Here is a 23293-nt window from a genome sequence, read left to right on the forward strand (position 1 = left end):
GTCATCATCTGTGCGCTGATGCGCAAGCTCATACACCTGGTCTGGGGAGTACTGAAAAGCGGCCGACCGTTTGAGCCTGAAGTCGTCCTTGCCTAGGCAAGGACAACACGGTATCTACAGCAACCGGCGCAGGCCATGCCCTGCAGGCCTACCGTGCCGGCGACCGCCAGCACGCGTTGATGACCCCGCAGGCAAAGGACCTGAGCGACCAGGACATCGCCGACCTGGCCGCGTACTTCGGCAGCCGGCCGAGCCAGCTGCGGGACCTGCACGGGGTGAAATGACCGCGCCATTCCGGTGGGTGCGGACCGTTGGTCCGCCCTGACGGCAGGTACGCGGCGCCACCCATGTAGAGCCGAGCCCACGCTCGGCTGCTTTTCGTCCGGTCCGCGATGAGCCGAGCACGGGCTCGGCTCTACAGCAACCGGCGCAGGCAGCGCCGATCAACGGCCGACGATCAGCCTTCCAGCTCTTCCCAGCGCGCGTACGCCGCATCCAGCTCGGCCTGGACCTTGGCCAGCTGCTGGGTGTGCGCAGTCACTTCGGCGCTGCTGCGGGTGTAGAACGACGGGTCGTTCATCGCCGCGGTCAGCCCTTCCACGTCGCCTTCCAGCTTCTCGATGGTCTTGGGCAGCTGTTCCAGCTCGCGCGCTTCCTTGTAGGCCAGCTTGCGCTTGGGCGCGGCCGGAGCCGCCGCAGCAGCAGCGGCCGGTGCAGCAGCAGCCGGCTTGGCCACTGGCGCCGCCGCAGGCGGGGCCACGCTGGCTGCATAGCGCTGCCAGTCGGTGTAGCCACCCACGTATTCGCCGATCACGCCGTCGCCTTCCATCACCAGCGTGGAGGTGACCACGTTGTCGATGAAGTCACGATCGTGGCTGACCAGCAGCAACGTTCCGGTGTAGTCGCCCAGCAGCTCTTCCAGAAGCTCCAGGGTTTCCACGTCGAGGTCGTTGGTCGGTTCGTCCATCACCAGCAGGTTGGACGGCTGCGCGAACAGCTTGGCCAGCAGCAGGCGGTTGCGCTCACCACCGGACAGGCGGGTGATCGGCGCGCGCGCGCGTTCGGGGGTGAACATGAAATCCTGCAGGTAGGCATGCACGTGCTTGCGCTTGCCGTTGAACTCGAGGAAATCGCGGCCTTCGGCCACGTTCTCGATCGCGCTCCAATCCTCGCGCAGCACCGCACGGTACTGGTCGAAATAGGCGATCTGCAGGTTGGTACCGGCGTTGACCTCGCCCTTGGCCGGCTGCAGTTCGCCCAGCAGCAGCTTCAGCAGCGTGGTCTTGCCGCTGCCGTTGGGGCCGATCAGGCCGATGCGGTCGCCACGCAGGATGGTGGTGGTGAAGTCGCGGACCATGGTGCGCTCGCCGAAGGCGAACGAAACGTCCTTGACGTCGATGACCTTCTTGCCGGAGCTGACGCCCTGCGCGGCTTCCATCTTGACGTTGCCGCTGAGTTCGCGGCGCTCGGAACGCTCGTTGCGCATCGCCTTCAAGCGGCGCACGCGGCCTTCGTCGCGGGTGCGGCGGGCCTTGATGCCCTGGCGGATCCACACTTCTTCCTGCGCCAGCAGCTTGTCGAAGCGGGCGTTTTCCTGCGCCTGTGCGTTAAGGCGTTCTTCGCGGCGGCGCTCGTAGTTGGCCCAGTCGCCCGGCCAGCTGGTGACCTGGCCGCGGTCGATCTCGACGATGCGGGTGGCCAGCGCGCGCAGGAAGCGGCGGTCATGGGTGACGAACACCACGCTGCCGCTCCAGCCCTTGAGGAAGGCTTCCAGCCAGTCGATGGCTTCGATGTCGAGGTGGTTGGTCGGTTCGTCCAGCAGCAGCACATCCGGGCTGGACACCAGTGCGCGGGCCAGCAGCACGCGGCGCTTCATGCCGCCGGACAGGCGGCCGAACTCCGCCTCGCCGTCCAGGTCGAGCTTGGTCAGGGTTTCGCTGACGCGCTGGTCCAGGCCCCAGCCGTTGGCGGCATCGATCTTGGCCTGGACGTTGCCCAGGGCTTCACCGTCGAAGACCTCGGCATGGCTGAGATGGTGAAACTCGGCCAGCCACTGGCCCAGTTCGCCCAGGCCATCGGCCACGACGTCGAACACCGAGCCGGCAGCGCCATGCGGCACTTCCTGCTCCAGGCGGGTCACGCGGACGCCCTGCTGTACGCGGACTTCGCCGTCGTCGGGCTTGTGGTCGCCGGACAGCAGCTTGAGCAGGGTGGATTTGCCGGCGCCGTTGCGGCCGATCAGGGCGATGCGTTCGCCCGGCTCGATCGACAGTTCGGCCTTTTCCAGCAACAACGGGCCGCCGACGCTGAAGTCGACGTTCTGTAGGGTAATCAGAGGCATCCCACTATTGTACGGGTTGGCGGGCGTCCGCCGGAATCTCGGCGGTAGAGTCGACCGTTGGTCGACTGCTCTGGGATTGGGGGTGCCGGGCTGCACGATAGTCGACCAACGGCCGACTCTACCGCTGCATTTCCCCCAGCAATGGCTGCAACCCGGTCAGGGCACACAGGTACAATGTGCCATGACTGACTTTTCGACCCTGCCGCTGAGCCCGGCCCTGCAGCCCGGCCTGGACGCCCTCGGCTACACCACCCTTACGCCGATCCAGGCGCAGAGCCTGCCTGCGATCCTCGATCGCCGCGATGTGATCGCACAGGCGCCGACCGGCAGCGGCAAGACCGCCGCCTTCGGCCTGGGCCTGCTTCAGGCCATCGATCCCAGCCTGATCCGCGTGCAGGCGCTGGTGCTGTGCCCGACCCGTGAGCTGGCCGACCAGGTCGCCAAGCAGATCCGCAAGCTGGCCACCGGCATCCCCAACCTGAAGCTGCTGCTGCTGGTCGGTGGCGTGCCGCTGGGCCCGCAGCTGGCCTCGCTGGAAGGCCACGATCCGCACGTGGTGGTCGGCACCCCCGGCCGCGTGCAGGAACTGGCCCGCAAGCGCGCCCTGAACCTGGGCGCGGTGCGCACCCTGGTGCTGGACGAAGCCGACCGCATGCTGGACATGGGCTTTGAAGAGCCGATCCGCGAGATTGCCGGCCGCACCCACAAGGACCGGCAGAGCCTGCTGTTCTCGGCCACCTTCCCCGACAGCATCCGCGAGATCGCCCGCGACCTGCTGCGCGATGCGCTGGAAGTGACCGTGGAGGGCGCCGACCAGGCCCCCGCCATCCGCCACCTGTTCTGCGAAGTGGAACCGGCGCACCGTCAGAAGGCGCTGGCCGGCCTGCTGCTGAAGTACACGCCGGAATCGGCGGTGGTGTTCTGCAACACCCGCAAGGACGTGGACGAGGTCGCCAACTCGCTGCAGCAGTTCGGCTTCTCGGCGCTGGCCCTGCATGGCGACATGGAGCAGCGTGACCGCGAGGAAGTGCTGCTCCGCCTGGCCAACCGCAGCTGCAACGTGCTGGTGGCCAGCGACGTGGCTGCGCGCGGGCTGGACGTGGAAGAGCTGGCGGCGGTGATCAACTACGAGCTGCCCACCGACGTGGAGAGCTACCGGCACCGCGTGGGCCGTACCGGCCGCGCCGGTGCCAGCGGCCTGGCGATCAGCCTGGTGGCCGGTCGCGAGAAGACCCGCGCCGAGGCCGTCGAGGCCCACCTTGGCCAGCCGCTCGATTGGCAGAAGACGCCGCTGGCGACGTCGCGCCCGGCCGAGCTGCCGCAGGCGGCGATGCGCACGCTGCGCATCGATGGTGGCAAGACCGACAAGCTGCGCCCGGGCGACATCCTCGGCGCGCTGACCGGCGATGCCGGCCTGTCGGGCAAGCACATCGGCAAGATCGCGATCTTCCCGACGCGCTCCTACGTTGCCATCGCCCGTGAGCAGGTCAACAAGGCAGTGGCGAAGCTGGAAGCCGGCAAGATCAAGGGCCGTCGCTTCCGCGTGCGGATGATGTGATCTGGTAGCGGCCAACCTTGGTTGGCCCCATAAGGCAATGCCAACCAAGGTTGGCAACTACCGGATTGCGGTGATTCGATCCGTCCCGCTCAGAACACCAGTTCGGTGTGCAGCGGCAGATCCGCTTCCCAGCGTGCACGGCCACCCAGGCCGTCCAGCTCCACCAGCACGCCGGCACCGACCACTTCAACGCCCAATCGACGCACCAGCGACAGCGCGGCACCCAGGGTGCCGCCGGTGGCCAGCACGTCATCGATGATGGCCACGCGTGCGCCGGCCGGCAGTGCGTCGGCATGCACTTCGATGCAGTCGCTGCGGTATTCCAGGGTGTACTCCTCGCGCAGCACCTTGCCCGGCAGCTTGCCCGGCTTGCGCACCGGCACGAAGCCCACGCCCAGTTCCAGCGCCATGGCGGCGCCCAGGATGAAACCACGCGATTCGATGCCGACGATGGCGTCCAGCTGCTGCCCGCGCCAGCGGTCGGCCATGGCCGTGATCGCGCTGCGGAAGTCTTCGCCGTGGGCGAGCAGCGGCATGATGTCCTTGAACAGGATGCCGGGCTTCGGGAAATCGGCGATATCGCGCAGGCGCGAGGCCCAGGCGGGGACGGCCACGGTGGCGTCGGTCATTGCAGCTACCAGCTTGTATGGCGGCATAGGGTAACCGGTTCGCCCCGGCCCTGCCCGTTCCCGGCACCACCGCGCCGCAGCGTTCCACCCATGGCCTCGCAGCATCACGCCAAAATCGCACACCCGTGCGATAATCGCCGTAACCGGCCATTCACCCCGCCTGCGTCATAAGCAGGCAGACGCCTGCCCGCCGCCATGGCCCGCAGCCGCCCGGGATGCCGACGGCCCCCGCCACGCCTGGCGCGCGCGGGGCTTTCCCGCCTCCGCGCGGGTTTTCGCAATGAGGTTCATGCAACGTGGACGAGACGACGAAAGTTCCGGCCCTGTGCCGTGTGCTGGTGGTCCTGCTCGGCATCCTGGTGACCCTGTTCGGCCTGGTTCTGCTGGTCGGTGGTGTTCGCTTGGTGATGCTGGGGGGCAGTTGGTATTTCCTGCTGATGGGTGCGGTGTCGGCCGTGGCCGGCGTGCTGCTGGTGATGCGCCGGCCGAACGGTGCGCTGCTGTACGGCCTGGCCTTCGTGGCCACGCTGGTGTGGGCACTGGTGGATGCGGGTTGGGAGTTCTGGCCGCTGGTGTCGCGCCTGGTGATGCCGGCCGTGCTGGCCCTGCTGGTCGCACTGGCCTGGCCGGTACTGCGCCGCAGCCGCGGCCATGTCGCCGGCCGTGGCGCCTACGGCGTGGCTGCGGTGCTGCTGGTCGGCCTGCTGGGCACGGCCTTCTCCGCCTTCCAGCCGCGCCCGGTGCAGACCGCACAGGGCACGACGCCGCCGGTGGTGCCGGTGGCCAAGGGCGCTGAACAGCGCGACTGGATGCACTGGGGCAACACCACCGCCGGCACCCGCTTCGCCGCGCTGGACCAGATCACCCCGGCCAACGTGAAGGAACTGCAGGTCGCCTGGACCGCGCACACCGGCGACGTGCCGGAAAGCAACGGCTTCGGTGCCGAGGACCAGAACACCCCGCTGCAGATCGGCGACACCCTGTACCTGTGCACCCCGCACAACCAGGTGATCGCGATCGACGCTGACTCCGGCAAGCAGCGCTGGGCCTTCGACCCCAAGGCCACCGCGCCGAACTGGCAGCGTTGCCGTGGCCTGGGCTACTTCGATGCGACCACCGCACCGGCAGCCGCAACGACGGCTGCGCCGGCACCCGCGCCGCAGCCGGCCACCGAAACCGCCAGCGCCGGTCCGGCCCTGTGCGAAAAGCGCATCCTGATGACCTCCATCGATGCGCGCCTGTTCGCGCTGGATGCGAAGACCGGCGCGCTGTGCCCGGACTTCGGCAGCAACGGCGTGGTCGACCTGAAGACCGGCATGGGCGAGATCAAGCCCGGCTTCTACACCCTCACCGCCGCCCCGCTGGTGGCCGGCGATCTGATCGTGGTCGGCGGCCGTGTGGCCGACAATATCGAAGTGGGTGAACCGTCCGGCGTGGTGCGCGCGTACAACGTGCATACCGGCGCGCTGGCCTGGGTCTGGGACCTGTCGAAGGAAACCCCGGACGTGCCGCTGGATCCGTCGATCCACTACACGCGCGCCACGCCGAACGTGTGGACCTCGATGGCCTACGACCCCCAGCTGGGCCTGGTCTACCTGCCCACCGGCAACACCACGCCGGACCAGTGGGCCGGTGAACGTACCCCGCAGGACGACAAGTACAGCTCGGCCGTGGTCGCGTTGGACGTCGCCACCGGCAAGGAGCGCTGGGTCTACCAGACCGTGCACCACGATCTGTGGGATTACGATCTGCCGGCGCAGCCGACCCTGACCGACGTGCCCGACGGCAAGGGCGGCAGCCTGCCGGCCCTGCTGCAGATCACCAAGGCCGGGCAGATCTTCATGCTCAACCGCCAGACCGGCGTGCCGATCAGCGAAGTGCGCAACATCCCGGCACCGCAGGGCAATGCCGAGGGCGAGCGCTATGCGGCGACCCAGCCGCTGTCGGTGGGCCTGCCGCAGATCGGCGCGCAGACGCTGACCGAGTCGGACATGTGGGGTGCGACCCCGATCGACCAGATGCTGTGCCGCATCCAGTTCAAGCAGTTCCGCTACGACGGCATGTACACGCCGCCGGGCGAAGACCTCGCACTGCAGTGGCCGGGTTCGCTGGGTGGCATGAACTGGGGCAGCGCCTCGGTCGACCCGACCACCGGCTACCTGTTCGTCAATGACATGCGCCTGGGTCTGTGGACCAAGCTGATCCCGCGTGCGCAGATGACCAGCGGCGCCGGTGGCGTGGAAATGGGTGCGGCGTCGCAGACCGGTACGCCGTACGGCTCGCTGCGCGACCGCTTCCTGTCCAAGCTGGGCATCCCCTGCCAGAAGCCGCCGTTCGGCACGATGTCGGCCATCAACCTGGCCACCCGCCAGCTGGTCTGGCAGGTGCCGGTGGGCACGGTGAAGGACACCGGGCCGATGGGCATCAAGATGGGCCTGCCGATTCCGATCGGCATGCCGACCCTGGGCGGTTCACTGTCCACGCAGTCGGGCCTGCTGTTCTTCGCCGGTACGCAGGATTACTACCTGCGCGCCTACGACAGCCGCACCGGCAAGGAAGTGTGGAAGGCCCGCATGCCGGTCGGCAGCCAAGGCACGCCGATGACCTACGTCTCGCCGAAAACCGGCCGCCAGTACGTGGTGATTTCCGCCGGTGGCGCACGCCAGTCGCCGGACCGTGGCGACTACGTGATCGCCTACGCGCTGCCCGAGCGCAGGTAGCCCGTGCCACGCGGTGCAGCCTGCATGGCTGCGCCGCGTGGGTACCGGTTACCGGTTCCAGCGCTTACCATGCAAGGTCGAACCTGATGAAAGCTGCTGCCATGCCTGCCGTTCCCCCCAGCCGTCGCCCCAAGCGCCCGCCGGCGCCACCGCAGGATCGTGGCCTGGCCCATGAGCTGATGCACCAGATCCAGGACAACCAGGGCGACCCGGATTTCATGACCTCGCTCGGCCGCGGCCTGGCCGTGCTGAGCGTGTTCTCGCAGCACCCGCGCGAAGTGACGATGTCGCAGATCAGCACCGATACGGGCATCTCGCGCGCAGCGGTACGGCGCGTGCTGTACACGCTGGAAAAGCTCGGTTACGTCGGCGAACAGGGCCGTGGCTTCGTGCTGCTGCCGCGCGTGCTGGGCATGGGCGGCGCCTATGTCGCCTCGTCGTCGATGACGGCGGCCGCACAGCCGGTGCTGGATGCCCTGCGCGACGACGTGCACGAATCCTGCTCGCTGGGCGTGCTCGACGGCGATGACATCCTGTACGTGGCGCGCGCGGAAACCGTGCGCATCATGTCGATCGGCCTGCGTGCGGGCAGCCGCCTGCCGGCCTACTGCACCTCGATGGGCCGCGTGCTGCTGTCGGCGCTGCCGCGCGACACGCTGGAAGGCTACCTGGAACGCAATCCGCTGCGGCCGCGTACCGAACGCACGGTCACCCGCATGGACGATTTCCTCGACCTGCTGGAAAAGGTGCGCCGCGAAGGCGTCTCGCTGGTCGACCAGGAACTTGAGATCGGCCTGCGCTCGATCGCCGTGCCGGTGCATTCGCGCAGCGGCGAGGTGGTGGCCGCACTGAACATCGGCACCCAAGCGGGCCGCATCGGCCTGGGCGTGATGCAGACCCAGCTGCTGCCGCGCCTGCGCGACGCAGCGCAGCGGTTGGGTACGTTGTTGAATTGAGGCAAAGCCGCCGGGAATGGCCCGGCGCTACCACAGCGCGGCCCCGGTAGCGCCGGGCCATGCCCGGCGGATTCCGTATCAGCGTTCGGACGCCTGCTCTTCCAGGATCGGCTTGGCCAGCGCGAACGCGTGGTTGGCCGCCGGCACGCCGCAGTAGATCGCTGCCTGCAGCAGCACTTCCTTGATCTCCTCCGGCGTCACGCCGTTGTTGCGGGCCGCGCGGATGTGCAGCTTGAACTCCTCGTCATGGCCCAGCGCCACCATCATCACGATGGTCAGCAGCGAGCGGGTATGCCGCGGCAGTCCCTCGCGGGTCCACACCGTGCCCCACGCCGTGCGGGTGATGAAATCCTGGAATTCGGTGGTGAAGTCGGTGCGCGCCTGCAGCGAGCGGTCAACGTGCGCCTCGCCCAGCACCTGCCGGCGCACCGCAAGACCGGCTTCGTAGCGTTCCTGTTCGTCCATCGTCATAACCCTGTTGAGTGATTCATTGCTGCGCGGAAAGATGCGCGGCGAGTGCGGCAGTGAACGCCTGCGGTGATTCCAGGTTGCAGATGTGGCGGCCGGGAACCGCGGCAAAGTGGCCATGGGCCACGCCCTCGGCGATGGCCTGCAGCTCGGCCGGCACGCAGACCGGATCGTCGTCACCGGCAATGGCCAGCAGCGGCACGCCGATACGGCCCAGCACATCACGGAAATCGGCCATGCCCACGGCGTTGCAGCAGCCTGCATAGCCGGCCACGCTGGTGGCGAGGAAGCGCTGCAGGATGTCCTCCACCTGGCTGGCATGGGTCTGTGCGAAGGCGGCGGTGAACCAGCGCTCGCGGGTGCCGTCCACCAGCGGCAGCAGGCCATCATGTTGGACCTGGGCGATGCGCGCCTGCCAGCCGTCCAGCGTGCCGATCTTTGCTGCAGTGGCAGCCACCGTGAGCGTGCGCAGGCGGTTGCCCGCGTGCACGCCCAGCCACTGCCCGGTCAGGCCGCCGATCGACAGGCCGCAGAAGTGGCTGCGCTCGATGCCGAGGTGATCCCACAGGGCCAGCACGTCTGCGCCCAGCTCGGCCACGGTGTACAGCCCTGGCGGCGCACTGGACTGGCCATGGCCGCGGCGGTCATAGCGCAGGATGCGGTACTGCGAGGCCAGTGCATCCACCTGCGGCTGCCACATGCCCAGGTCGGTACCGAGCGAGTTGCAGAAGGTCAGCCATGGGCCATCGGCGCGGCCCTCGGTCTGGTAATGCAGACGATGCTGCGGAAGGTCGAGGAAAGGCATGGGGGCTCCAGCGTTGAACGTAGGGATCAGCCGCGCGCGAGCACGCGGTCGATCCAGGTATCGGCCATGCCGCGCCAGCTGTCGGCGGCGAACAGGGCATCCAGTTGTGCAGGCGACAGCTGCGCGGTGACCTCCGGCGTCTGCGCCAGCACCTCGCGCAGGTGCAGCGACTGCGCCAGCGCCTGCTTGGCCGCCTGTTCCACCAGCGCATGCGCGGCCGGCTTGCCGATGCGCTCACCCAGGGTGACCGCCACGGCTTCGGCATAGAGCAGGCCCCCATGGCTGTCCAGATGCTGGCGCATGCGCGCGCGATCCAGCTGCAGGCCCTGCACCACCACGCTCACCTGGGCCAGGCTGCCGGCGCACAGACGCACGATCTCCGGCACGGTGTCCCACTCGGCGTGCCATTGCCCGGCCGCGCGCTCGTGCGGCTGCGGCAGGGCGCTGAACAACGTGGACAGCAGGCCCGGCACGCGCGTGGCCGCGGCGATGGCGGCCACGCAGCCGACCGGGTTGCGCTTGTGCGGCATCGCCGAAGAACCACCCTTGCCCTCGCCCGCCGGCTCGAAGGCTTCAGCAACTTCCGACTGCATCAGCAGCACGATGTCGGTGGCGATCTTGCCGAGGCTGCCGGTCAGCAGCGCGAACACGCTGCCGAACTCGGCGATGCGGTCACGCGCGGTGTGCCAGGGCAGCGCCGGCAGCGGCAACTGCAGCTCGGCGGCGAGAACTTCGGCCACGTCCAGCCCGCGTGTCTGCAGCGAGGCCAGCGTACCGGCGGCACCACCAAACTGCAGAACCAGGGTGTCGTCGGCCAGCGCATCAAGGCGCCGCTGGCTGCGCTGCAGTGCATCCAGCCAACCGGCCGCCTTCAACCCGAAGGTCACCGGCACCGCCTGCTGCAGCAGCGTGCGCCCCGGCAGGCCGGTGCCGCGCTCGGCCTCGGCCAGCCGCGCCAGCGCCGAGCACAGCACCTGCAGGCGCGCCCGCACGTGGCTGACCGCCGCGCGCAGCTGCAGCACTGCGCCGGTATCGATGATGTCCTGGCTGGTGGCGCCCCAGTGCACCCAGCGCGCGGCGTCGGCATCGTTCGCCTTGACCTGCGCGGTTAGCGCCTTGACCAGCGGAATGGCCGGATTTCCAGCGAGTGCGGTCGCCGCGGACAACGCAGGAATCGCGTACAGATCGGCGCTGCACGCCGCTTCGATCGGGGCCAGCGCAGCGGCGGGGATCACCCCGCACTGCACCTGCGCGCGCGCCAGGGCGCGTTCGACATCCAGCATCGCCTGCAGGCGTGCTTCATCACTGAACACGGCATCGACGGCGAGGTCGCCGAACAGACCGCCCAGCAGCGTTGGGGAGTGGCTCATCGGTGCAGTCCATCCTGGGTGGCCACAGCTTACCCGCGCCCGCTGCACGCGGGCGTGGAGTGGCCGGAAGGCGCGTTGGCCGCGCCGCGATCAGTAATCGAAGAACACGGTCTCGTCCGGGCCCTGCATGCGCACGTCCCAGTGGTACAGGCCCTTGCCCTGCGCCTGTGCGACCAGGGTGTGGCGGCGCTCGGCGGGCACCAGCGCGAGAATGCCATCCTCGCCGTTGCTGGCTTCATCGCTGAAGTAGAGGCGGCCACGGGTGGCCTGCAACAAGCCGCGCATGAACACTAGCACCACCAGGTGCGGTGCCTGCGGCTCGCCGCGCAGGCCCGGCACGCGACCCGGCTTGACGGTGGTGAAGGCGAAGCGGCCCTGGTCATCGGTGGGCACCCGGCCCCAGCCGTCGAAGGCCGGGTCGTAGTCGCCGCGACGCGGGTCTTCGCCATGGGCGTAGATGCCCTGCGCGTCGGCCTGCCAGATTTCCAGCACGGCATCGGACACCGGTACGCCGTTGCCATCGAATACCTGGCCCTGCACCTCCACGCGTTCACCCTGCGCGGTGGCCGGGGCGATTTCGGTGCGGTACAGCGGTTCCAGGCCCAGGCGGTAGTACGGGCCTACGGTCTGCCACGGAGTGGATTGGAAACTCATGGTCTTACTCCCAGACGGTCATCTTGCGACCGCGCAGCACGATGTCGAAGCGGTAGCCGAGCGCGAATTCGTTGGCGGTGTTCTCCCAGTCGAACGAGGACACCATGCGCTCGCGCGCCTTGGCATCATCCACGCAGTTGTAGATGGGATCGAACGCCAGCAGCGGGTCGTTGGGGAAGTACATCTGCGTGACCAGGCGCTGGCCGATGCCATCGCCGTGCAGCGAGAAATGGATGTGCGCCGGGCGCCAGGCATTGTAGTGGTTGCGCCACGGGTACGCGCCGGGCTTGATGGTGGTGAAGCGGTAGCGGCCTTCGCTGTCGGTCAGCACCTGGCCGGTGCCCTTGAAGTTCGGGTCCAGCGGCGCATCGTGCTGGTCGCCCTTGTGCAGGTAGCGGCCGGCGGCGTTGCACTGCCAGACCTCGACCACAGTGTTGCGCACCGGGCGGCCGTTCTCGTCCAGCACGCGGCCACTGACGATGATGCGCTCGCCCTGCGGCTGGCCGGGGAAGCCGGCGGTCAGGTCGGCGGCATGCTCACTCAGGGTGATGCGGTTGATGCTCGGGCCGGTCACTTCCGAGAGCGTCACCGGGATGGCGATCGGGTCGGTACCCGGGCCACGCAGCGCGGTGGAGGCATACGGCAGATGGATGCGCGGCGGCTGGCTGCCGGGGTACGGCTTGCGGTAGCCGCGCAGTTCAGTGGGATCGCTCATGGCGTACTCCTGTTGGCGAGCGGCCTGAAGGCCGCGGCTGTCTTGCAGATCATGGATATGGGGAAGGCTTACACGCGCTCGATGGCCAGCGCCACGCCCTGCCCCACGCCGATGCACATCGTCGCCAGGCCGCGGCGGCCGCCACTGGCTTCCAGCTGGCGCAGCAGGGTCAGCGCCAGGCGCGCGCCGCTCATGCCCAGCGGGTGGCCCAGGGCGATGGCGCCGCCGTTGGGGTTGACGTGCGCGGCATCGTCGGCCAGGCCGAGCTGGCGCATGCAGGCCAGGCCCTGCGAGGCAAAGGCTTCATTCAGTTCGATGGCATCGAAATCGGTGATCGACAGGCCCAGCCGTGCCATCAGCTTCTGGCTGGCCGGCACCGGGCCCATGCCCATGATGGCCGGCTCCACGCCTGCGCTGGCAAAGCCAAGAATGCGCGCGCGCGGGGTCAGGCCCAGCGCCTTCACCTGTGCGCCCGACGCGAGCAGCAGCGCGGCGGCGCCATCGTTGATGCCCGAGGCATTGCCGGCGGTGACCGTGCCCGGCTGGCGGAACAGTGGCTTCAGCCTGGCCAGCGCCTCGGCGGTGGTGTCGCCGCGCGGGTGTTCATCGCGGTCGACGGTCACGGTCTCGCCGCGCTTGCGGCCCGGCACGTCCACCGCGACGATTTCGCCGTCGAAGAAGCCACGCGTCTGGGCAGCAGCCGCGCGCTGCTGGCTGCGCAGGGCGAACGCATCCTGGTCCTCGCGGCTGATGCCGTAGCGCTCGGCCACGTTCTCGGCGGTCTGCCCCATCGTCTCCACGCCGTGCAGTTCACGCAGGCGCGGGTTGATGAAGCGCCAGCCCATGGTGGTGTCTTCGATCTGCTGGTCGCGGGCGAACGGCGAGGTCGCCTTGCCCATCACGAACGGCGCGCGCGACATCGATTCGACGCCGCCGGCGATGGCCAGGCCCAGCTCGCCCGCCGCAATGCCGCGGGCCACGGTGCCGATCGCATCCAGGCCCGAACCACACAGGCGGTTGATCGTGCTGCCCGGCACCGTCACTGGCAGGCCGGCCAGCAGCAGGCTCATGCGGGCGACGTTGCGGTTGTCCTCACCGGCCTGGTTGGCACAGCCGAGGTAGACATCCTCGACCCGCGCCGGGTCCAGCTGCGGGTGGCGCGCCAGCAGTGCCTTCAGCGGGATCGCGCCGAGATCATCGGCGCGCACGCCGGACAGCGCGCCGCCGTAGCGGCCAATCGGGGTGCGGATGCCATCGACGATGTAGGTCTCGTGCAGGCTCATCTCAGGCTCCCTCGGCCAGTGCCAGCGGCAGGCCGGTCAGTTCACGCAGTTGTTCGATGTCCATTCCCTCGACCATTTCCAGCACGGTCGCACCGTCGGCGCCGAGGTCGAACACCGCCACATCGGTATACACGCGCGAAACGCAGCGCAGGCCAGTGAGCGGGTAGCTGCACTCGGCCACCAGCTTGCTTTCGCCCTTCTTGGTGAACAGGTCCATCATCACGAAGACCTGCTTGGCACCGATGGCCAGGTCCATCGCACCGCCCACTGCGGGGATCGCGTCGGCAGCGCCCGTGCTCCAGTTCGCCAGGTCGCCGTGCGCGGATACCTGGAACGCACCGAGCACGCAGATGTCGAGGTGGCCGCCACGCATCATCGCGAACGAATCGGCATGGTGGAAATAGCAGCCACCGGTGAGCAGCGTGACCGGCTGCTTGCCGGCGTTGATCAGGTCCGGATCTTCCTGGCCGGGGGCCGGCGCCGGGCCCATGCCGAGCAGGCCGTTCTCCGACTGCAGGAAGATCTCCTTGTCGGCCGGCAGGAAGTTGGCCACCGTGGTCGGCAGGCCGATGCCCAGGTTGACGTAGGCCCCTTCGGGAATGTCGCGCGCCACGCGCGCGGCCATCTGTTCGCGGCTGAGCTTGTTCATGCCTGCACTCCTTCAGCGGCCACCGGCACTACGCGTTGTACGAAGATGCCCGGGGTCACCACGGCCTCCGGGTCCAGTTCGCCCAGCGCCACCACCTCACGTACCTGCACGATGGCGCAGCGCGCGGCCATCGCCATCAGCGGGCCGAAGTTGCGCGCGGTTTTGCGATACACCAGGTTGCCCCAGCGGTCGCCGCGGTCGGCCTTGATCAGCGCGAAGTCGGCATGCAGCGGATACTCGAGCACGTAGTGGCGGCCGTCGATCTCGCGCGTTTCCTTGCCCTGGGCCAGCTCGGTGCCGTAGCCGGTGGGGGTGAAGATCGCGCCCAGGCCGGAACCGGCCGCGTGGATGCGCGCGGCCAGGTTGCCCTGCGGCACCAGCTCCAGTTCGATCTCGCCAGCGCGGTAGGCAGCATCGAAGTGCTGCGAGTCAGCTTGGCGCGGGAAGGAGCAGACGATGCGGCGCACGCGCTTGTGCTTGATCAGCGCAGCCAGGCCGGTATCGCCGTTGCCGGCGTTGTTGTTGATGATGGTCAGTTCGCGCGCGCCCTGTGCAATGAGCGCATCGATCAGCTCATCGGGCATGCCGGCGGTACCAAAGCCGCCGATCATCACGGTGGCGCCATCATGGATATCGGCCACCGCTGCTTCCACGCTGGCCACGGTCTTGTCGATCACTGCATTGCTCCTTGCCCTGCCTGCCGGCGGTCATCGCCGCCACGCTGCAGGGCCACTGCGAAGGGAAAACACGACCCGGACATGGTCGCCATGGCACCCCGTCCGGTCAATGCGATATTCGGCCAATTTCTTCGATAATCGCACATTGAGTGAACTGCGCCGGCCATCGGTTCAACGCCGGTTCTGGCCGACGCCGACGCGCAGGCCGAGGCATGCCCAGGCCGCCAGCAGCAGCGGCAAGGCGCACAGCACGTACAGCGCGGACGGCTGCCAGTGGCCATCCACCAGCACGCCCACGGTGAGCGGCGAGAGGATCGCGCCGACGCGGCCGATGCCGATGGCCCAGCCCAAGCCAGTGGTGCGCACTTCGGCGGCGAACACCACCGGCGCTGCCGCGTACAGGCCGGCCATCGCCGCGAACAGCGCCGCACCGATCACGAAGGCCAACGGGAAGGCCACGCCCAGCTGCGTGTTGAACGCCGCAAAGCCCAGCATCGACACCATCGCCAGCAGCAGCGCACCGGCGGTCAGCTTCGACAGCGACCAGCGCGAGGCCAGCCAGCCGAACAGGCTGCCGCCGACGATGCCGCCCAGGTTCAGCAGCACGCCGCCGGTGATGCCCTGCTGCGCCGAGACGCCAGCCGAGACCAGCAGCTTCGGCGTCCAGCTCAACACGAAATAGAACGCGAACATGTGCAGGAAGAACGCCAGCGCGATCAGCAGCGCGACGCGGCGCAGGTCGCCGACGAACAGCGCGGCGTACCCTCGGCGCTGCCCATCACGCACCGGGACCGGCGGCAGTGCCTGCAGTTCCGGCATGCGCATGCGCGACAGCAGCGCGTTCAGCCGCGGCAGTGCATTGGCCGGGCGACGCGCGACCAGGAAATCCAGCGATTCCGGCAGGCACTTCAGCACCAGCGGAATGCACAGCAGCGACGCGCCTGCGCCGATCAGGAACACGCTGTGCCAGGACCAGTGTTCCAGCATCCACGCCGCCAGCAGGCCGCCGGCGGTGGCGCCGATCGGATAGCCGGTAGCCTGCAGCGCGACCGCCGTGCTGCGCCACTTGGCGTTGGCGTACTCGGCGGTGATCACGCCGACACCGGCCAGCATGCCGCCGATTCCGATGCCGGTGTACACGCGCAGCGCGCCCAGCTGCCAGGCATTGGCGGCCAGCGCCGAGAGCGCCATGCCGCTGGTCAGGATCAGCAGGCAGCAGACGATCATCGGCCGCCGCCCCCAGCGGTCCGCCAACGGCGCCAGCAGGAACGAACCCAGCGCCATGCCGACCAGGCCGGCACTGAGCATCAGCCCCAGCACCTTGCCCGACAGTTCCCAGTCCGCCGACACGTGCGGCGCGGTGAAGGCCATGACCATCACATCGAAGCCATCGAGCATGTTCAACAGCACGCAGATGGCGATGGCGGTCCACTGGAAGGGACTCATCCGTTCAAGGACAAGCGGCGGTGCAGCGGCGGAGGCGTGGCTCATGGTGCGGATTCCTGCAACAGCGTGGTGCGGTGGAACGTCCGGCGGGGAAGGTCTCAGTGACCGGCCTGGCTGGATGCATGGATGAGCTGCAGGACGTCCTGCAGGCGATCGACCTCGACCTGGCCCGGCGCCGACGGGGTGCCGATCATGCCGAAGGTCAGGGCCTGGCCGAAGGTTTCGCCGGCCAGGCGCGAGACCACGCCGGTGCCGCCCATCGACATGGTCAGCAGCGGCTTGTCGCTCTGCTGGCGCACCTGCCAGGTGGCATCGAGCAGGGCCAGCACGTCGCCGGCATCACGCGGCATCACCGCGATCTTCAGAACGTCGGCGCCCAGTGCCTGCTGCTTCAGCAGGCGCGCGACGATCTCCTCGCGCGGCGGCGTGGCATGGAAGTCATGGTTGGACATCACCACCTTGACCCCGGCCTTGTGCGCCTGTGCCACCAGCGACTGCACGACCTTCGGGTCGCGGAACATCTCCACGTCGATCAGCTGGGCGACGCCGCCGCGCAGCAGCGTGGCGTACAGCGCACCGTAGTCGGCATCGCTGATCGGCTTGGCACCGCCTTCGGCCTTGGTGCGGAAGGTGACGATGACCGGCTTGCCGCCCAGCGTGGCCTGGATGCGCTTGCCCAGCGCAACCAGTGCCTTGCCATCGGTGGCGATGTCCAGGTAGTCGATGCGCCACTCGGCGATGTCGGTGGACTTGCTGGCAGCAATCGCAGCGGCCTGCTGCAGGGCGACCTCAGCGGTGGCACCGGTGATCGGCACGATGGTGCGGGGGCTGCCCTCGCCGATGCGCAGCTGGCCGACCTGCAGCACCGCCGGCGGCGGTGCGGCCAGGGCCAGCAGGGGGGAGACGCTGAGCGCACCGGCGAGGACAACGGAAGCGAACGGGAATTTCATGGCAGTCACCAGAGCGTGGAGGGAGCGCGCAGCCATCAGAAGGTCACCTTGGCCTGGACACCGACGGCCCAGGCGTTGTCGGTACCGCTGTAATTGAACGTGCCCGGGTTGACGATGTACTGCACGTCCGGGCGGATCATCAGCCATGGGTTCACCTGCAAGCTGTAGGACAGTTCGAACAGCTCCTCGGCCTGGCTGAGGTTGTACAGCGGCGAATCGGTGGGCACGCCACCGCTCATCAGCGTGGCCCGGCGTGCATCGACCAGGCGGTCGTTGATGTCGGCGCCCACGTAGCCCAGCGCGATGCTGTCCTGCGCGCGCGAGCCGATGCCCTGGTAGACGCCACCCAGCGCGTACCAGCGCTTGATCTGCGCGGTATCGGTATCGGACACCATGTACTGCGCGAAGGCGGTGAGGCCGCGGCTCGGGTCGGCCGATTCCTGGGTCAGGCGCTGCTCGGCCAGCACGTAGGCGCCGTGGCGGCCGGTGGTCGGCGAGGTGTCCAGGCCGCGCTTGTCCACGCGCGAGGTGTCGTAGTAACCGCCGAACTTGTACACGCCGGCATGGCGGCTGCCCTTGGCCGGGGTCCAGGTCACTTCCACCGGGAACAGCGAACCGGTGGTGCCGGAGACGAACGGACGGAACGCGTTGCGCTCGATGTTGCCGCCCAGGTTCGGGTTGACCTGGAACCAGCCGGTGCGCACGTTCACCGCCGGGCTGATCTGCTGCGCGAACTCGCCGCCCCAGCGCGCCATCGGGTAGTTGTACCAGCCGCTGTTGCCGGACATCGCCAGCGGGTGCGCGCAGAAGGCGGCGTTGACGAAGTGGGTCAGCAGGCTGTGCAGGCCGAACTGGTTGCCCATCGCGTAGTAGCCCAGCTTGTAGTACGACTGGCCGGCGTTGAAGGTCTGGTCGTAGCTCAACTCGGTCAGGCGCGTGTACTGGCCGCCGTACGCTTCCTGGATCGGGAAGCGGTTGCCGACGAAGTCCACCGAGGTGCTGCGGCCGCGACGGTCGTTGAGGGTGAAGTGGAACGCACCGCCGTCCCAGCCGGCCAGTTTGCCCATGTCCAGGTCCATGCCCACGCGCACCTGCTGCGCATAGCGCGCGCCGGTTTCGCCATAGCCACCATCGACCACGCCCATGGCCTCGCCCACGTAATCGCCGCGGAAGGCGATGCCGCGCTCGAACAGGTCGGTGCGGGTACCGCCCCAGTCGCCGGTGAGGGTCTTGCCGTCGTAGAGGTTGCTGGACTGCGCGCTGGCCAGGGCCGGCAGCAGCGCAGTGGCGAGGATGCCCAGGGACAGGCCCAGTGAAGGGGATTTCGCAGGATTCATGGTCGCGGTCTCGTGGAGGTGATCAGCGCAGCGACAGCGGCGCGCTCAGGGGGGAGGTGGCGCCCTGCGCCGAGGTGACGGTGGCGGTCAGGCTGCTGGCAGCGGCAGCGTCTGCCCCGGCACCGAGCGCGAAGGTGAAGCTGCCCTGCCCCTGTGCATCGGTGCGGGCTTCGACGCTGCCCAGCACCAGCTCGGCCTCGCTGCCGTTGGCGGCGCGGTTGCCGAACACTTCCACCTGGTAGCGGGAATCCGGCACACCCTGGAAACGACCGTTGAGCTGGCGCTGCGCGCCCGTGCCCTGCACGGCGGTCAGCTGCGGCGCGGCCTGGCCCAGGTTGGGCAGCGGCTGGCAGTCGGCCTCGCCGGCGGCGGTGCAGATGCGCGCACGCTTGGACGGATCATTGTCGACGCCACGGCCGCGGGAGCCGACGAAGCTGGCGTGCTCCAGGCCCGGCACACCGAACACAATGGCACCGCGCGGCTGGCCCTTCACGCAGGCGCCGCCAGCTTCGCAGCGCTCGATCGGCAGGCCGTTGCCGTAAATGCGGTTGGCGGTGAAGCGGTTCGGCGCACTCACCGGCTGCGGGCGCACGCCGATGCCGATGCCATTGCCGGTGATGGTGTTGCCGTCGACCACGTTGCCGCTGCCGGTGATGCTCAGGCCCAGCGAATTGCCGGTGAACGTGTTGGCCGCGATGTAGTTGCGGTTGCCCCAGTTGACCTGCAGGCCATCGGAGTAATCAACGAAGCGGTTGTGGACCACGCTGTTGTCATTGCCCCACAGGATCTCGATGCCCTGCGAGGGTTCCGGATTGGCGCGGGTGGACTGGAACAGGTTGTCGGCCACCAGGTTCCAGGCCGCGCCACGGGTCAGCTCCAGGCCGTCGCCGTTGTCGAGGAACTCGTTGCGCACGATGCGGTTGTGCACGGTGGTGGTCGCGGTGGACTGGCCCTTGCCGTCGTCGCCGGTGAGCATGATGCCGGCGCCGCCCTTGTTGGCGACGATGCGGTTGTCATGGATCTCGTTGTGGCTGGAACGGTTGACCAGCACGCCGATGCAGAAGTTGCGGATCTCCAGGCCGGCCAGCTCCACGCCCTGGGTATCGCGCAGGACCAGGCCGGGCAGCGTGGTGGTGCGCACGTTGGTACCGGACTGGCCGGGTTCGGCGCCCGGGCAGCCATCGGTGCCGGTGCCGGTGACGTAGGCCGAGCCGTCGATGGCGACGTACTGACCATCGCGCGCCCACGACGTGCCGATGATCTGCACCGGGCCCTTGATCTCCGGCAGCGGTGCGGCCGGCTTGATGACGTAGGGCGCGGCGCCGACGGCCTCGATCTCGATGCGGTAGCGGCCCGGCGCGGCGTTGGCGGTGGTGATGGCCCAGCGCAGCGAGCCCGCGTTGGCATCGTCGGCATAGCGGTCCACGCGCAGGACCTGCAGGTCTTCGCGCGGCGGTTCGGCCTGGTAGGCCAGCGCCAGCGACGGCAGCACGGCAAGCAGGGACAGGGAAACAAAGGAAAGACGACGGCGCATGCGAGCACTCCGCACAGGTGAGGGGACATCCGGCGGTCTTCCCCTGCACCTGGCTTCAGCACCGGACCGGCTGCTGCCCTCGCCCCGCCAGGGGTGGATCGCTTGGACTGCTATGAAACTGTGGGAGTGAAATTAGGTTTATCGCACTGCACCATTCAAGTGCGGTAATCGACTGCACGTGCGAATATCGCACTTAACAGGTAATACGTTGGTTGTAGGGGGGCTTTGCAGGGCTTGCAGCCCTGCACCCGCCTGGAGCAACGGCAACGGCAAAAGCAGGCATTCCGTGTGATGGCGGGGCGGTGTGGGTAGGCAGGACACGCCGTAAACCCGTCCATGGGGCCTCGATGGCGCCATCCATGGCGCCAACGGTCCTGCCCACCCACACCGCCCCGCCTCTGACAGGTTCACGCGGCTGTTGGTAGGTGCCGACCGCTGGTCGGCACATCTGTCAGATATCGGATGAATTCATCCACGCATGGCGTGGATCTACTGGGACGTGCGGCTGTTGGTAGGTGTCGACCTTGGTCGACACGATTTTTCTATAAGACATCGATATCCGACCCGTGCCGACCAACGGTCGGCACCCACCAGAGCAGAACGCCGTTCCGACAGATGGCGGAGGTCTGTCGACCGACACCCCAAGGATGGGTTCAAGGCGTCCCGCTCAACCGGACCCGCCCCGCCATCCCAAGGAATGCAGGCTTTTGACGTTGCTCTTGACGTTGCCTTTGCTGTTGCTTCGGCGGGTGCAGGGCTGCAAGCCCTGTCGAGAACACCCCTACGAACTGCAGGACAGCATCGAGCAGCCGGCGCGGTGCTCGGCCCACGCCGGCCGCTTGCCGGCATAGTGCTCCAGCCCCGGCCGCTCCGTGTACGGATCACGCAACACGTCCTGCAGCGCATGCACGCCGCCCAGATCGCCCTGCTCCGCCCGGTCGATCGCTTCCTGCGCCAGCCAGTTGCGCAGCACGTACAGCGGATTGGCCGCCGCCATCTTCGCCAGCCGTGCTTCCGTCGTCAGCGGATCGGCACGCAACCGTGCCGCGTACTCCTGCAGCCACTGCTGCAGCGGCGCCTGCACCGCCTGCCGGCGCGCGTCGTCGTAGTACACAGCGTCCAGCACCCCGACATCCGGCGCCGCCGCGTCCACGCGCATCAGTGCGCGCCAGGCCAGGGTCATGTCCATGCCGCCTTCCTGCAGCAGCTGCTGCCAGCGCAGGTAGAGCTGCAGGTCTTCATCATCGGCGGCGGCCAGGCCCAGCTTGGCCGCGGCGTCGCGGCGCGTGCACGCGACGAAAGTGGACTGGAACGCGGCCAGCCCCGCCTGCAGCGGTTGCACGTCGGCGAACAGCGGCGACAGCGCCTGCGCCAGCCGGTTGAGGTTCCAGTACGCGACCTGCGGCTGGGTGCCGAAACGATAGCGGCGGCCCTGGGCGTCGGTGGTGTTGGGCGTCCAGTCCGGGTCGTAATCCTCCACCCAGCCATACGGGCCGTAGTCGATGGTCAGGCCGAGCACGGACAGGTTGTCGGTATTCATCACCCCGTGCACGAAACCGACGCGCATCCAGTGCGCCATCAGCTCGGCGGTGCGCACCGCGATCTGCGCGAACCAGTCGCCATACAGCGCCTCGCCCTCGTCCTGCAGTCCGGGGAAATCGCGCGCGATGCAGGCGTCGGCCAGCTGCTTCAGCAGCGCGGTCTCGCCACGCGAGGCCGGCAGTTCGAACGTACCGAAGCGGATGAACGACGGCGCCACGCGGCAGACGATGGCGCCCGGTTCGACGCGCGGGTGACCGTCGTAGAACATGTCGCGCACTACGTCTTCGCCGGTACCGACCAGCGACAGGGCGCGCGTGGTCGGCACGCCCAGGTGATGCATCGCTTCGCTGCACAGGAACTCACGGATGGACGAGCGCAGTACGGCGCGACCATCTGCGCCGCGCGAGTACGGGGTCGGCCCGGCGCCCTTCAGCTGCAGCTCCAAGTGCCGTCCATCAGCCGCCACCAGTTCACCCAGCGAAATTGCGCGGCCATCGCCCAGCTGGCCCGCCCAGTGGCCGAACTGGTGGCCACCGTAGTTGGCCGCCCACGGCTGCATGCCGGCGTACAACGCGTTGCCGCCAAACACCTGGGCGAAATCATCGTCCTGCACGTCGGCCGCCTCGAAGCCGAGCAGCGCGGCAACCTCTGGCGACCAGGCCAGCAGGGTCGGCGCGGCGACCGGTGTCGGCATCACCGATGACCACGCGGCACCGCGCACTTCGCGGCGGCGCGGGCCGCTCTCGGGGTCGCCCGGCAGGGCGGTCAGCAGGCGGTTGTCGAAACGGGGGGCGTTGGTATCCATCCCCACAGAATGGGGGCGACGGAGCCGCGCCTCAATCGCCGCGCAGGGCCTGCAGGGCGCCGCCCTTGGCCTCGGCGCGCTGGTAGGCCGGGCGCTCGCCGATGCGCGCGAGGAAACCGCGCAGCGCCGGCTTGTCGTCCAGTCCGCCACCGCGGGCTGCGGCGGCCTGGATCGGGAAGCTCATTTGAATGTCGGCGGCGGTGAAACGGTCGCCCGCGAACCACGGGCTTTCGGCCAGGCGCCGCTCCATCCACTCCAGCTGCAGGCGCCGCTGCGGGCCGATGAAGCTGCGCTCGGCCTTGTCGGCGATGCTGCGGGCGATCGGGCGGGCAAAGAACGGCATCGGCGCACTGCGGATGCGGCCGATCACCAGGGTCAGCAGCAACGGCGGCATCGCCGACCCTTCGGCGTAATGCAGCCAGTAGCGGTAGTCGATGCGCTCGGCCGCCTCGGCCGGCATCGGCGCGGGCGAGAGCTGGCGATCGGTGTCGTAGCGGTCGGCCAGGTAATCGAGGATGGCCCCGGACTCTGCCAGCACCAGATCGCCCTCCTGCAGCACCGGCGATTTGCCCAGCGGATGCACCTGGCGCAGCGCGGGCGGCGCCAGCAGCGTCTTCGGATCACGCGGGTAGCGGCGCAGCTCGTAGTCCAGCCCAAGCTCCTCCAGCATCCACAGCACGCGCAGCGAACGGGAGTTTTCCAGGTGATGGACGATGCGCATGGGTGGGCTCCTTGTGAAGCGCGCATCGTACCGCACGGGGGTGTATGGCTTCTGTAGAGTCGAGGGGGGGGGGGGGGGGGGGGGGGGGGGGCGCGCCGACGGCGCGGGGATAAGAGGCCAGAAAAAAAACAGC

19 protein-coding genes and 1 pseudogene are annotated in these 23293 nt (G+C 68.6%); 4 read left to right on the forward strand and 16 right to left on the reverse strand.

All coding sequences use genetic code 11. The features are described from left to right. Positions 1-134: 134 nt before the first annotated feature. Positions 135-284, forward strand: a pseudogene (locus FJU31_RS09465) (c-type cytochrome); the annotation flags it as partial. A 173-nt stretch (positions 285-457) separates the two neighbouring features. Here the strand turns inward: FJU31_RS09465 and FJU31_RS09470 are convergent. Further along, on the reverse strand, positions 458-2341 hold the full coding sequence (locus tag FJU31_RS09470; protein WP_150454533.1) for an ATP-binding cassette domain-containing protein: 1884 nt from the start codon (positions 2339-2341) through the stop codon (positions 458-460). 181 nt (positions 2342-2522) lie between these two features. On the opposite strand from FJU31_RS09470, the gene dbpA reads away from it, so the two are divergent. Continuing rightward, complete coding sequence (gene dbpA, locus FJU31_RS09475; RefSeq protein WP_150454534.1) at positions 2523-3899, forward strand: ATP-dependent RNA helicase DbpA; 1377 nt, start codon at positions 2523-2525, stop codon at positions 3897-3899. A gap of 89 nt (positions 3900-3988) precedes the next feature. Here dbpA and FJU31_RS09480 read toward each other — a convergent pair whose 3' ends face one another. Further along, complete coding sequence (locus FJU31_RS09480) at positions 3989-4528, reverse strand: adenine phosphoribosyltransferase (protein WP_150454535.1); 540 nt, start codon at positions 4526-4528, stop codon at positions 3989-3991. Positions 4529-4824: 296 nt separating this feature from the next. On the opposite strand from FJU31_RS09480, the gene FJU31_RS09485 reads away from it, so the two are divergent. After that, positions 4825-7248, forward strand: coding sequence for a membrane-bound PQQ-dependent dehydrogenase, glucose/quinate/shikimate family (locus FJU31_RS09485; protein ID WP_150454536.1), 2424 nt, complete (start codon positions 4825-4827; stop codon positions 7246-7248). Between the two features lie 101 nt (positions 7249-7349). Next, positions 7350-8204, forward strand: a complete 855-nt coding sequence (locus FJU31_RS09490; RefSeq protein WP_150454537.1) for an IclR family transcriptional regulator domain-containing protein — start codon at positions 7350-7352, stop codon at positions 8202-8204. A gap of 78 nt (positions 8205-8282) precedes the next feature. Here the strand turns inward: FJU31_RS09490 and pcaC are convergent, their stop codons facing one another. The 14 genes from pcaC to FJU31_RS09560 form a co-directional block, all read right to left on the reverse strand. After that, positions 8283-8669, reverse strand: a complete 387-nt coding sequence (pcaC, locus tag FJU31_RS09495) for a 4-carboxymuconolactone decarboxylase (protein ID WP_150454538.1) — start codon at positions 8667-8669, stop codon at positions 8283-8285. A 22-nt stretch (positions 8670-8691) separates the two neighbouring features. Beyond that, the gene (gene pcaD / locus FJU31_RS09500; RefSeq protein ID WP_150454539.1) at positions 8692-9477 is read right to left on the reverse strand and encodes a 3-oxoadipate enol-lactonase; all 786 of its coding nucleotides are present in this window, start codon (positions 9475-9477) and stop codon (positions 8692-8694) included. A gap of 26 nt (positions 9478-9503) precedes the next feature. Beyond that, positions 9504-10847, reverse strand: a complete 1344-nt coding sequence (locus tag FJU31_RS09505; protein ID WP_150454540.1) for a 3-carboxy-cis,cis-muconate cycloisomerase — start codon at positions 10845-10847, stop codon at positions 9504-9506. Positions 10848-10937: 90 nt separating this feature from the next. Further along, positions 10938-11501 carry a protocatechuate 3,4-dioxygenase subunit alpha gene (gene pcaG, locus FJU31_RS09510; protein ID WP_150454541.1) on the reverse strand — a complete coding sequence of 188 codons (564 nt, stop codon included), beginning with the start codon at positions 11499-11501 and terminating at the stop codon, positions 10938-10940. 4 nt (positions 11502-11505) lie between these two features. After that, a complete protein-coding gene (gene pcaH / locus FJU31_RS09515; protein WP_150454542.1) occupies positions 11506-12216 on the reverse strand; it encodes a protocatechuate 3,4-dioxygenase subunit beta in 711 nt (236 codons plus the stop codon). Positions 12217-12284: 68 nt separating this feature from the next. Next, positions 12285-13499 carry a 3-oxoadipyl-CoA thiolase gene (pcaF, locus tag FJU31_RS09520; protein ID WP_425473673.1) on the reverse strand — a complete coding sequence of 405 codons (1215 nt, stop codon included), beginning with the start codon at positions 13497-13499 and terminating at the stop codon, positions 12285-12287. 1 nt (position 13500) lies between these two features. Then, positions 13501-14148, reverse strand: a complete 648-nt coding sequence (locus FJU31_RS09525; RefSeq protein ID WP_079221589.1) for a 3-oxoacid CoA-transferase subunit B — start codon at positions 14146-14148, stop codon at positions 13501-13503. Continuing rightward, positions 14145-14825 (reverse strand): 3-oxoacid CoA-transferase subunit A, encoded by a 681-nt coding sequence (locus FJU31_RS09530; protein WP_079221588.1) that lies wholly within the window; start codon positions 14823-14825, stop codon positions 14145-14147. Before FJU31_RS09530 ends, FJU31_RS09525 begins: the two co-directional genes overlap by 4 nt. Positions 14826-14996: 171 nt before the next feature. Further along, the gene (locus FJU31_RS09535) at positions 14997-16316 is read right to left on the reverse strand and encodes an MFS transporter (protein WP_188115480.1); all 1320 of its coding nucleotides are present in this window, start codon (positions 16314-16316) and stop codon (positions 14997-14999) included. A 53-nt stretch (positions 16317-16369) separates the two neighbouring features. Beyond that, positions 16370-17221, reverse strand: a complete 852-nt coding sequence (gene aroD / locus FJU31_RS09540) for a type I 3-dehydroquinate dehydratase (RefSeq protein ID WP_246161274.1) — start codon at positions 17219-17221, stop codon at positions 16370-16372. Between the two features lie 35 nt (positions 17222-17256). Next, entirely contained in the window at positions 17257-18558 is a 1302-nt protein-coding gene (locus FJU31_RS09545) for a carbohydrate porin (protein ID WP_150454544.1), read from the reverse strand. A 22-nt stretch (positions 18559-18580) separates the two neighbouring features. Beyond that, on the reverse strand, positions 18581-20092 hold the full coding sequence (locus FJU31_RS09550; protein ID WP_150454545.1) for a right-handed parallel beta-helix repeat-containing protein: 1512 nt from the start codon (positions 20090-20092) through the stop codon (positions 18581-18583). Between the two features lie 781 nt (positions 20093-20873). Next, positions 20874-22439: a protein adenylyltransferase SelO gene (locus tag FJU31_RS09555; protein WP_150454546.1), complete on the reverse strand. Its 1566-nt coding sequence runs from the start codon at positions 22437-22439 to the stop codon at positions 20874-20876. A gap of 31 nt (positions 22440-22470) precedes the next feature. Then, positions 22471-23160: a glutathione S-transferase family protein gene (locus FJU31_RS09560; RefSeq protein WP_150454547.1), complete on the reverse strand. Its 690-nt coding sequence runs from the start codon at positions 23158-23160 to the stop codon at positions 22471-22473. Positions 23161-23293 lie beyond the last annotated feature (133 nt).

This window comes from Stenotrophomonas cyclobalanopsidis (genome assembly GCF_008710035.1).
In the GTDB taxonomy this organism is placed as follows: domain Bacteria; phylum Pseudomonadota; class Gammaproteobacteria; order Xanthomonadales; family Xanthomonadaceae; genus Stenotrophomonas; species Stenotrophomonas cyclobalanopsidis.